Annotated in this window: 8 protein-coding genes and 1 pseudogene; 2 read left to right on the top strand and 7 right to left on the bottom strand. The window is 64.8% G+C overall.

The window, feature by feature from the left end:
* The 6 genes from DH10_RS26850 to DH10_RS26825 all read right to left on the bottom strand — a co-directional run.
* Positions 1 to 836, bottom strand: an 836-nt coding sequence (locus DH10_RS26850) for a histidine kinase (RefSeq protein WP_485020602.1), incomplete at its 3' end; no start/stop codon positions are given.
* Between the two features lie 55 nt (positions 837 to 891).
* A complete protein-coding gene (gene kdpC / locus DH10_RS26845) occupies positions 892 to 1,455 on the bottom strand; it encodes a potassium-transporting ATPase subunit KdpC (RefSeq protein WP_192252290.1) in 564 nt (187 codons plus the stop codon).
* Between the two features lie 12 nt (positions 1,456 to 1,467).
* A complete protein-coding gene (kdpB, locus tag DH10_RS26840; protein WP_192252292.1) occupies positions 1,468 to 3,564 on the bottom strand; it encodes a potassium-transporting ATPase subunit KdpB in 2,097 nt (698 codons plus the stop codon).
* Positions 3,561 to 3,797, bottom strand: a complete 237-nt coding sequence (locus DH10_RS26835; RefSeq protein ID WP_246506296.1) for a hypothetical protein — start codon at positions 3,795 to 3,797, stop codon at positions 3,561 to 3,563. The genes kdpB and DH10_RS26835 overlap by 4 nt, the downstream gene beginning before the upstream one ends.
* Before the next feature lies 1 nt (position 3,798).
* Positions 3,799 to 5,502, bottom strand: coding sequence for a potassium-transporting ATPase subunit KdpA (gene kdpA / locus DH10_RS26830; RefSeq protein ID WP_192252295.1), 1,704 nt, complete (start codon positions 5,500 to 5,502; stop codon positions 3,799 to 3,801).
* A 21-nt stretch (positions 5,503 to 5,523) separates the two neighbouring features.
* Positions 5,524 to 5,613 carry a K(+)-transporting ATPase subunit F gene (locus DH10_RS26825; RefSeq protein ID WP_036257910.1) on the bottom strand — a complete coding sequence of 30 codons (90 nt, stop codon included), beginning with the start codon at positions 5,611 to 5,613 and terminating at the stop codon, positions 5,524 to 5,526.
* A gap of 598 nt (positions 5,614 to 6,211) precedes the next feature.
* On the opposite strand from DH10_RS26825, the gene DH10_RS26820 reads away from it, so the two are divergent.
* Both DH10_RS26820 and DH10_RS26815 read left to right on the top strand, forming a co-directional pair.
* Entirely contained in the window at positions 6,212 to 7,159 is a 948-nt protein-coding gene (locus DH10_RS26820; RefSeq protein WP_192252298.1) for a MurR/RpiR family transcriptional regulator, read from the top strand.
* A 209-nt stretch (positions 7,160 to 7,368) separates the two neighbouring features.
* Positions 7,369 to 9,159 carry an NAD(P)/FAD-dependent oxidoreductase gene (locus DH10_RS26815; RefSeq protein ID WP_192385549.1) on the top strand — a complete coding sequence of 597 codons (1,791 nt, stop codon included), beginning with the start codon at positions 7,369 to 7,371 and terminating at the stop codon, positions 9,157 to 9,159.
* A gap of 146 nt (positions 9,160 to 9,305) precedes the next feature.
* Here DH10_RS26815 and DH10_RS26810 read toward each other — a convergent pair.
* Positions 9,306 to 9,957 (bottom strand): annotated as a pseudogene (locus DH10_RS26810) (amidohydrolase family protein); the annotation flags it as partial.

The following is a 9,957-nucleotide window of genomic DNA, read 5'->3' as shown; positions in this document are numbered from 1 at the left end:
TCGGCGAGCCGGCGCGCGTAGCGGATGCGGGCGGCACCGCCCGGACGCGAGTCGACGCAGACGAGAACCCGTTCGCCGGCGGCCCACGGTCCCGGAATGGCATGCGACTGCATGTGGTTGAGCAGTTGCTCGTCGACGCGCTGGGCGGTGCGCCTCAGCGCCAGCTCGCGCAGCGCCGTCAGATTGCCCGGCGAGAAATAGTTCTCGATCGCGCGCTGGGCGGTGTCGGGGAAATACACCTTGCCTTCCTGCAGCCTCTGGATCAGGTCGTTGGGCGTGAGGTCGATGACCTCGATGTCGTCGGCTTGGTCGATGATGGAATCGGGAACCGTCTCACGCACCCTGACGCGGGTGATCTGCGCGACGACGTCGTTCAGGCTCTCGACATGCTGGATGTTGAGCGTGGTGTAGACATCGATGCCTTGCGACAGGATTTCCTGCACATCGAGGTAGCGCTTGGGGTGGCGGCTGCCGGGCGCGTTGGTGTGGGCGAGTTCATCGACCAGGACCAGCGCCGGTCGGCGTTTCAGGATGGCGTCGATGTCCATCTCGTCGAGGGTGCGACCCCTGTACTCGACCTCGTGGCGCGGGATCACCTCATAGCCGTCGACCAGCGCCTGGGTTTCCTTGCGGCCGTGCGTTTCGACGACGCCGATGACGACGTCGACACCGTCGACGCGGCGGGCGCGGCCCGCCATCAGCATCTCGTAGGTCTTGCCGACGCCGGGTGCGGCGCCGAGGAATATGCGCAAGTGGCCGCGGCCCTCCCGCTCGGCGTGCTCGAGCAGCGCGTCGGGAGAGGGTCTGGTTTCGTGGTTGGTCCTGTCGTCGGGCATCAAGTCCAATCATGAATTGCGCCGGGGATCGTGTCGATCCCCGGCGCGGTGCTGACTATTTCAGGTCGTCCAGCGCGAGATTGAGGGCGAGCACGTTGACCACCGGCTCACCCATGAAGCCCAGCTCGCGATCCTCGACATGGCTGTCGACAAGTGATTTCACCTTGGCCTCATCGATGCCGCGAGCCTTGGCAACCCGCGGCACCTGGAAATAGGCGTCCTCCGGGCTGATGTCAGGATCGAGGCCGCTGCCCGAGGCGGTGACAAGGTCGATCGGAACCGGCGCGTTCGGGTTCTGCGCCTTCAGCTTCTCGGCATCACCCTTGATGCGCTCGATCAGCTTCGGATTGGTCGGGCCGAGATTGGCGCCGCTGGAGGCGGCGGCGTTGTAACCGTCGCCGGCGGCCGACGGCCGGCCATGGAAATAGCGGTCGCTGGCGAAAGCCTGGCCGATCAATTCCGAGCCGACGACCTTGCCGTTCTTCTCGATCAGGCTGCCATTGGCCTGCTTGGGAAACAGCGCCTGGGCGATACCGGTCATGCCGATCGGATAGATGAGGCCGGTCAGCACCGTGAAGAAGACGATCATGACGATCGCGGGTCTGAGTTGCTTGAGCATTGGAGCAATTCCTTATGCGAGGCCGAGGGCCGTGACGACCAGGTCGATCGCCTTGATGCCGACGAAGGGCACGACGATGCCGCCAAGGCCGTAGACGAGCAGGTTGCGGGTGAGCAGCGCGCCGGCGCCGATGGCGCGGTATTTCACGCCTTTCAGCGACAGCGGGATGAGCGCAATGATGATCAGCGCGTTGAAGATGATGGCCGATAGGATGGCGCTCTGCGGCGTCGCCAGATGCATGATGTTGAGCGCCTGCAGCGGCCCGGCGGATTGACCGGGCGCGACGTAGAAGACCGCGAACATCGCCGGGATGATGGCAAAGTACTTGGCCACGTCGTTGGCGATCGAGAAGGTGGTCAACGAGCCGCGCGTCATCAGCAGCGCCTTACCGATCTCGACGATCTCGATCAGCTTGGTCGGATCGCTGTCGAGGTCAACCATGTTGCCGGCCTCGCGCGCGGCGACCGTGCCGGTGTTCATGGCGACGCCGACATCGGCCTGGGCGAGCGCCGGCGCGTCGTTGGTGCCGTCGCCGCACATGGCGACCAGCTTGCCCTTGGCCTGTTCCTCGCGGATCAGCGACAGCTTGTTCTCAGGCGTCGCCTGGGCGAGGAAGTCATCGACGCCGGCTTCGGCGGCGATCGCCGCCGCGGTCAGCGGGTTGTCGCCGGTGATCATCACCGTGCGGATGCCCATCTTGCGCAGCTCCGCGAAACGCTCGCGGATGCCGCCCTTGACGATGTCCTTGAGGTGGACGATGCCGAGCAGGCGCCCGTCGCGCTCGACCGCCAGCGGCGTGCCGCCGGCCTTGGCGATCTCGTCGGCAACGGCCTGGAGATCGCGGATCGTCTCGCTCGTCGGACGCGTGCCATGGGCGGCGAGGGTCGCCTGATTTACGTGAGCCAACACCGCGTCGACCGCGCCCTTGCGCACCGAGGAGCCGTCGATGTCGACACCGCTCATGCGAGTCTGCGCGGTGAAGGGCACGAAGGCCGCGTGCAAGGTCGCCATGTCGCGGGCACGGATGGCGTATTTTTCCTTGGCCAGCACGACGATCGAGCGGCCTTCCGGCGTTTCGTCGGCCAGCGAGGCCAACTGCGCGGCATCGGCCAGCTCCTGTTCGGTGACGCCCTTGACCGGACGGAATTCGGTCGCCTGACGGTTGCCGAGCGTGATGGTGCCGGTCTTGTCGAGGAGCAGCGTGTCGACGTCGCCGGCGGCCTCGACGGCGCGGCCGGACATGGCGAGCACGTTGAAGCGCACCAGGCGGTCCATGCCGGCGATGCCGATGGCCGACAGCAGCGCGCCGATCGTGGTCGGGATCAGCGTCACGAACAGAGCGACGAGGATCGTCACCGAGATATAGCCGCCCGAGTAGGAAGCGAAGCTCGGGATGGTCGCGGTCGCCAGGACGAAGATCAGCGTCATGCCGACCAGCAGGATGTTGAGCGCGATCTCGTTCGGCGTCTTCTGGCGTTCCGCGCCTTCGACCAGCGAAATCATGCGGTCGAGGAAGGTCTGGCCGGAGGCGGCGGAAATGCGCACGCGGATCCAGTCGGACAGCACCTGGGTGCCGCCGGTGACGGCCGAGCGGTCGCCGCCGGATTCGCGGATGACGGGCGCGGATTCGCCGGTGATCGCCGCCTCGTTGACGGATGCCACGCCTTCGATCACCTCGCCGTCGGAGGGAATGATGTCGCCGGCTTCGACGAGCACGATGTCGCCGACCATCAGGCTGGTGCCGGGCACCAGCTTGAACTTCGAACGATCCTCGCCGTTGACGAGCAGCTTGGCCTGGGTCTCGGTGCGCGCCTTGCGCAGCGAGTCGGCCTGCGCCTTGCCGCGGCCCTCGGCCACGGCTTCGGCGAAATTGGCGAACAGCACGGTGAACCACAGCCAGATGATGATCTGCAGGGTGAAGCCGAGATCGCCGCCGCCGGCGATCAGGTCGCGGATGAAAAGCGCGGTGGTGAGCAGCGAGACGACCGCGACGACGAACATCACCGGATTGCGGATCAATGTGCGCGGATCGAGCTTGCGGAAGGCACCGCCGATGGCGGGCACCAGGATGCGGGCATCCAGAATGCTCGCGGATTTGGACTGGCTCATTTCGAGGCTCCAGTATCGGTGATGTTGGACGGCGCCGGGTGTTCGGTCTTCGGCAACAGATGCGGAAGAGCGGAAGCCAGCAGCCACAGCACGAACAGCACCGCTGCCATGCCGAGGAAGGTGGAAAGCGTCGGGAAAGGACGAGGCTTCTCGTTCCCTCCGTCATCGGGCCTTCCGTCACCGGGTTGGTGACGATCGTGCCGACGTATGTTGTTGAACCAGGGCATGGTCATCTCAGAAGGTCTGTCCGTGGATCATCGCCAGGTGCTCGACGATCGGACCGACGGCGAGCGACGGGAAGAAGGTGAGGCCGCCGACGATGATGATGACGCCGACCAGCAGGCCGACGAACAGCGTGCCGTCGGTCGGGAAGGTGCCGGCGGAGGCGGGCACGGTCTTCTTCGCGGCCAGCGAGCCGGCGATGGCTAAAGCCGGGATGATGACCAGGAAGCGGCCCATCAGCATGCCGAGGCCCAGCGTGATGTTGTACCAGGGCGTGTTGCCGGAGAGGCCGCCGAAAGCCGAGCCGTTGTTCGCGGCAGCCGAGGTATAGGCATAAAGCACCTCGGCGAAGCCGTGCGGGCCGCCATTGGCCATCGAGGCCACGGCGCTCGGCAGGACCACGGCGATTGCCGTGAAGACCAGCATCGCGAACGGCAGGCAGAGGATGGCAAGCATCGCCATCTTGACCTCCTTGGCCTCGATCTTCTTGCCGAGATATTCGGGCGTGCGACCGACCATGAGGCCAGCGACGAAGACGGCGACGACGACGAACATCACGATGCCGTAGAAGCCGGCGCCGACGCCGCCGACGATCACCTCGCCGAGCTGCATGTTGATGAGCGGGATCATGCCGCCGAGCGCGGTGAAGGAATCATGCATGGCGTTGACGGCGCCGCAGGAGGCCGCCGTGGTGATGACCGCGAACAGAGCCGACAAGGCGATGCCGAAGCGCGTTTCCTTGCCTTCCATGTTGCCGCCGTCGATGCCGAGCGCATGGACCAGCGGATTGCCGGCGGCCTCGGCCCAGTAGCAGACTGTAACGCCGATGAGGAACAGCACGCCCATCGAGGCGAAGATCGCCCAGCCCTGGCGCTGGTTGCCGACCATGCGGCCGAAGACATTGGTGAGAGCAGCGCCGATCGCGAAGATCGACAGCATCTGGATCAGGTTGGAGACCGCGTCCGGATTCTCGAACGGATGCGCGGCGTTGGCGTTGAAAAAGCCGCCGCCATTGGTGCCGAGCATCTTGATGGCGACCTGCGAGGCGACCGGCCCGAGCGCGATGGTCTGCTTGGCGCCTTCCAGCGTGGTGGCGTCGACATACGGCCCAAGCGTCTGCGGCATGCCCACCCACACATAGGCGAGCGTCAGCACGATGCAGAGCGGCAAGAGCACATAGAGCATGGTGCGGGTGAGATCGACCCAGAAATTGCCGATCGACCTGCCCGAAGCGCGGGCGAAACCACGGATCAAGGCAATCGCGATGGCAATGCCGCTGGCGGCAGAGACGAAGTTCTGGACGGTAAGGCCGGCCATCTGCACGAGATAGGACATCGTGCTTTCGCCGCCGTAGTTCTGCCAGTTGGTGTTGGTGACGAAGCTGACGGCGGTGTTGAAGGCGAGCCCGGCCTCGATCGCTGTCATGCCCGCGGGGTTATAGGGCAGGGCGCCCTGCAGCCGCTGCAGCGCGTAGAGAACCAGGAAGCCGGCGAGATTGAAGAGCAGCATGCCGGTCGCGTAGATGGCCCAATGCTGTTCTTCCTTCTCGCTCGTGCCTGCGAGGAGATAGAGCCCGCGCTCGATCGGGACGAGCACCGGCGACAGAAAGGTGCGATCACCGCTGAAGACGCGGTGGATATAGCCGCCGAGCGGCTTCACGAGCAAAAGCAGGATCCCGCAATAGACGAGGATCTGTATCCAGCCATTTATAGTCATGATGAGTTCTCCGCGTGCCCGTCAGAAGCGCTCTGGGCGGATGAGCGCGTAAGTGAGGTAGGCAAGCAGGAACAAGGTCACCGCGCCGCCGAGGATGTAATCGAAAAGCATGGCCTGATCCTTCTGCTTAGATTCTGTCGCAGGCTTTGACGTAGGCTAAGGACAGGGCGAAGAACAAAATCCCGATCCCGAGAACAATAAGGTCCATTGCAGACGTTCCTTTTTTCGCTTGTACTTTTCCGCTCTCGAGAAGTGTGGCAAAACCACGAACAGACACACGCCATCTCGCCAGTGGCGGCGGTCAAAGCTTCTTGTCGGAGCGGAATATGGACCCGATCGCCATAAAGGTTCGAGACGGGGCGGGAGGGAAAGAAATAGGAATCTTATAAAGGTTTTGCGCTCGGCAACGCCGGGTCTCCGATCATCGACAGGTGACGTGCATTTTGCCCGCAGCCGGACCCACCTTTGCGGGATGGCAACAGCCTTCCGGTCGACGAGTCGGTCCCCTGCATTGCTGGGCAAAATCAGCTGTAACTACCTTACCTGCCTGTGTTACTTTCCTACATATCCGCCTCCAGGCGACAGCCGTTTGTTGATGGGCGGTGCAGCAGCAGGCCTCGATTTTTGAGTAAAGGCTGAGGCAGCGGCCTGCGACGCGATGGTGGGCAGGCGCAAGGAACGGCGGAGCGCAAAACATGGCGGAGACCGGATGACCGAAGCTGACGCCCAGGAGCTGCGAATTTCGAGCGAGGAAGGCGACGGGCACGACCATGTCCGGCGCTTCCCGGACATCATTTCGCAGGTGAAGGACAGTTACGCGGATTTGCGCCCGGCCGAGCGCCGCGTCGCCGATGTCGTGCTCGACGACGTCAAATATGCGGTCGATGCGTCCAATGCCGCGCTGGCGCAACGCGCCCAGGTCAGCGAGCCGACCGTCACCCGTTTCTGCCGCGCCATCGGCTGCGAGGGCGTTCGCGATTTCAAGCTGAAGCTGGCGCAGAGCCTGGTCGTCGGCGCGCTCTATCTCAGCACCAAGCCTCAACCCTCGAATGGCGACAGCGGCATGCCGTTCTGGAGTGCCGTTTTCGGCGAGGCGCGCCGCGCGCTGCAGGAGGCGGAACGGCAGATCGATCCAGGGCAGTTGCAGAAGGCGGCGGAGCTGATCGCCAAGGCGCGGCAGGTCACGGTGTTCGGCCTCGGCGGCAGCTCGTCGGCGCTGGCGCAGGAGACGCAATACCGCCTGTTCCGCTACGGCATCACGATCAGCGCGCAATGCGATCCGTATCTGATGCGCATGACGGCTTCGACGCTGAAGCCAGGCGATCTGGTGATCGCGATCTCGGCAACCGGCCGTACCCGGGAAGTGATCGAGGCGGTGGGGCTTGCCAAGCATTATCGCGCCAACGCCATCTGCGTCACGGCGCCGGACACCGAACTGACGCGCGTCTGCGATGTGCGGCTGACGATGGCGGTTCCCGAATATCCCGACACGCTGAAGCCGACCGCTTCGCGCTACGCCTTTCTGGCGGCCATCGACCTTCTTGCGGTGGCGTCCGCCTACGAGCTCGACGGCTCGGCGCGCGAGACGGTGCGCCGCATCAAGTACAACGCCCAGATCCATCGGACGGGGAAGGAGATGGAGCCGCTCGGGGATTGAGGTGGTCGATATTCGGGTGAGGCCGGCCTGCAAATGGCGGTCTCCTGCGCTTCCGGTGCTCACGTACCTTAAGTACGCTCCGCTCCGGTTCTCGGGGCCCATCATTTTCGGCGCGTCCTGACCCGAATCTCGGCCACCTCAAAGCGCATTTCCTTGGGCGTCGCCGGTGGGCTTGGCGGTGCCAGTCGACTTTCGGAGGACGGAACAAAATGCTCGACATCGCACCATCGCAACAGGCGGCTACCTGGCTCGGCTCGTTCGGCCGGGCGCTCGAGGCCGGCGACATCGAGGCGGCGACGAACCTTTTCGTTGAGGATTGCTACTGGCGCGACCTGCTCACCTTCACATGGAACATAAAAACCATGGAGGGCCAGGCGGCGATCCGCGAGATGCTGAAGGCAACGCTGTCGGTAGCGAAGCCGTCGCATTGGCGTCTGTCGGGCGAAGCAAGTGTCGACGACGGCATCATCGAAGCCTGGTTCAGCTTCGAGACGGCCGTGGCGCGGGGCGAGGGGATATTGCGGCTCCAGGACGGCCGCTGCCGCACGCTGTTCACGGCGATGAGCGAGCTCAAGGGTTTCGAGGAACAGAAAGGTCCGGACCGGCCGCTCGGCATCCGCCACAAGGCCGATCCCGAACGCGAGACCTGGGCCGAAGCCAGAGCGCGCGAGGCGCGCGACCTCGGCGTGCACGAGCAGCCCTATTGCCTGGTGATAGGCGGCGGCCAGGGCGGCATCATGCTGGGCGCTCGGCTGCGGCAGCTCGGCGTGCCCACTGTCATCATCGAGAAGAACGCGCGCGCCGGCGATTCCTGGCGCAACCGCTACCGCTCGCTCGTTCTGCACGACCCGGTCTGGTACGACCATCTGCCCTACATTCCGTTCCCGGAAAACTGGCCGGTCTTCACGCCCAAGGACAAGATGGGCGACTGGCTGGAAATGTATGCCCGCGTCATGGAGCTGAATTACTGGGTCGCCGCCAAATGCATCAGCGCCGCCTATGACGAGGTCGAGAAGGCCTGGACGGTGGTCGTCGACCGCGTCGGCCAGCGCATCACGCTGAAGCCGAAGCACATCGTCTTCGCCACCGGCGCCTATGGACCGCCGCGGCAGATCGAGCTGCCGGGCGCGGACAGCTTCAAGGGCGAGCTCCTGCATTCCAGCCAGTATTCCACCGGCGAGAAATTCCGCGGCAAACGCGTCGCGGTGATCGGGGCGGCAAGCTCGGGCCACGATGTCAGCGTCGATCTCTGGGAGGCAGGCGCCAAGGTCACCATGGTGCAACGCTCGCCGACGACGGTGGTGAAGTCCGACACGCTGATGGAGGTCGGCTTCGAGATCTTTTCCGAAAAAGCGCTAGCGCGCGGCATCACCACCGACAAAGCCGACATGATCGTCGCCTCGACGCCGTTCGCGCTGGTGCCGAAAGGCCAGCGGGCGCTCTACGATGTCATCAGGGAGCGCGACGCCGAATTCTACAAGCGCCTCAGCGACAGCGGCTTCGCCATCGACTTCGGCGAGGACGAGACGGGGCTGCTGATGAAGGCCTACCGTACCGGTTCCGGCTTTTACATCGATGTCGGTGCCTGCGAGCTGATCCTTAACGGCGAGATCGCGTTCAAGAGCGGCGTCGGCATCAAGTCGCTGACGCCGAACGGCATCCTGTTCGAGGACGGCAGCGAGCTCGCCGTCGACGCGATCGTCTGCTGCACCGGCTACCAGTCGATGAACGAGACGGTGGCGGGGATCGTCTCGCGCGAGGTCGCCGACAAGGTCGGTCCGTGCTGGGGCCTCGGTTCCGGCGTCAAGGGCGACCCAGGCCCGTGGCAGGGCGAACTGCGCAACATGTGGAAGCCGACGGCGCAGGACGCGCTGTGGTTCCATGGTGGCAACTTGGCGCTGTCGCGCTTCTATTCGAAGTTCGTGGCGATGCAGCTCAAGGCACGCATGGAGGGGATTGCCACGCCGGTTTACGGCGAACCGAGCAACGCGAGACGGTAATCTCCCCCTTGAGGGGGAGATGTCGCCGAAGGCGACAGAGGGGGTCGCCTCGCGTCAAGCGCCAGCCCTCATCCATTGCAGGAGGGCGAGCCCAGTCGGACCGACCCCCTCTGCCCTGCCGGGCATCTCTCCCTCAAGGGGGGAGATCACCCCCGCCCGAAATGCCTGGCCGCCACATCCACATGAGTGTGATGCGCATGCGGCTCGAAACGCTCAGTCTCTTTGTGATCGGGCGCCTCGTTCGGCCACCATTTGCCGCCTATGACGATGCCGTTGGAGACCAGCCGCCGATCCGCAACCAGCGAGGCGCCGACAGCATCGACAAAGGTGAAGCGGCCTGGCTTCTGTCTGAGCACGGCGACATCGCCGATGCCGCCGACCTTGAGCGCGCCGAGCTCGGGCCTGGTGATCGCCTCAGCCGGGCGCTGCGTCGCCGCGCGCAGCACCTCGACCAGCGGCATGCCGAGCGCCATGAGCTTCGACATGCAGACGAGGATGTCGAAGGCTGGGCCGTCGACGCAGTACAGATGGACGTCGCTCGAGATGACGTCCGGCGCCAGGCCTTCGGCGAGCATGGCCTTCGCGACGTCGAAGTCGAAAGAACCCATGCCGTGGCCGATGTCGAAGATGACGCCGCGCTCGCGCGCCAGCCGCATGTCCGGCCGCACCGCGCCGGACGCGAAGACCGGCGCGTTGGGAAATGGCCGAAAACAGTGGGTGAGGACGTCGCCGCGGCGCAGCCGTGGCAGCACTTCCGAGCGGCCGGGAGAACCCTCGCTCCTCCGAGGGCCTGAACAT

The sequence above is a fragment of the Mesorhizobium silamurunense genome (assembly GCF_014843825.1).
In the GTDB taxonomy this organism is placed as follows: Bacteria; Pseudomonadota; Alphaproteobacteria; order Rhizobiales; family Rhizobiaceae; genus Mesorhizobium; species Mesorhizobium silamurunense.
The sequence above is the reverse complement of the archived record's forward strand: the minus strand, read 5'-3'. Positions and strand labels throughout refer to the sequence as shown.

Coding starts and splice junctions, on each gene's coding strand:
- DH10_RS26815 (WP_192385549.1), top strand. CDS start 7,369: ATGCTCGACATCGCACCATCGCAACAGGCGGCTACCTGGCTCGGCTCG.
- kdpC (WP_192252290.1), bottom strand. CDS start 1,455: ATGCTCAAGCAACTCAGACCCGCGATCGTCATGATCGTCTTCTTCACG.
- DH10_RS26825 (WP_036257910.1), bottom strand. CDS start 5,613: ATGCTTTTCGATTACATCCTCGGCGGCGCGGTGACCTTGTTCCTGCTT.
- kdpB (WP_192252292.1), bottom strand. CDS start 3,564: ATGAGCCAGTCCAAATCCGCGAGCATTCTGGATGCCCGCATCCTGGTG.
- DH10_RS26820 (WP_192252298.1), top strand. CDS start 6,212: ATGACCGAAGCTGACGCCCAGGAGCTGCGAATTTCGAGCGAGGAAGGC.
- DH10_RS26835 (WP_246506296.1), bottom strand. CDS start 3,797: ATGACCATGCCCTGGTTCAACAACATACGTCGGCACGATCGTCACCAA.
- kdpA (WP_192252295.1), bottom strand. CDS start 5,502: ATGACTATAAATGGCTGGATACAGATCCTCGTCTATTGCGGGATCCTG.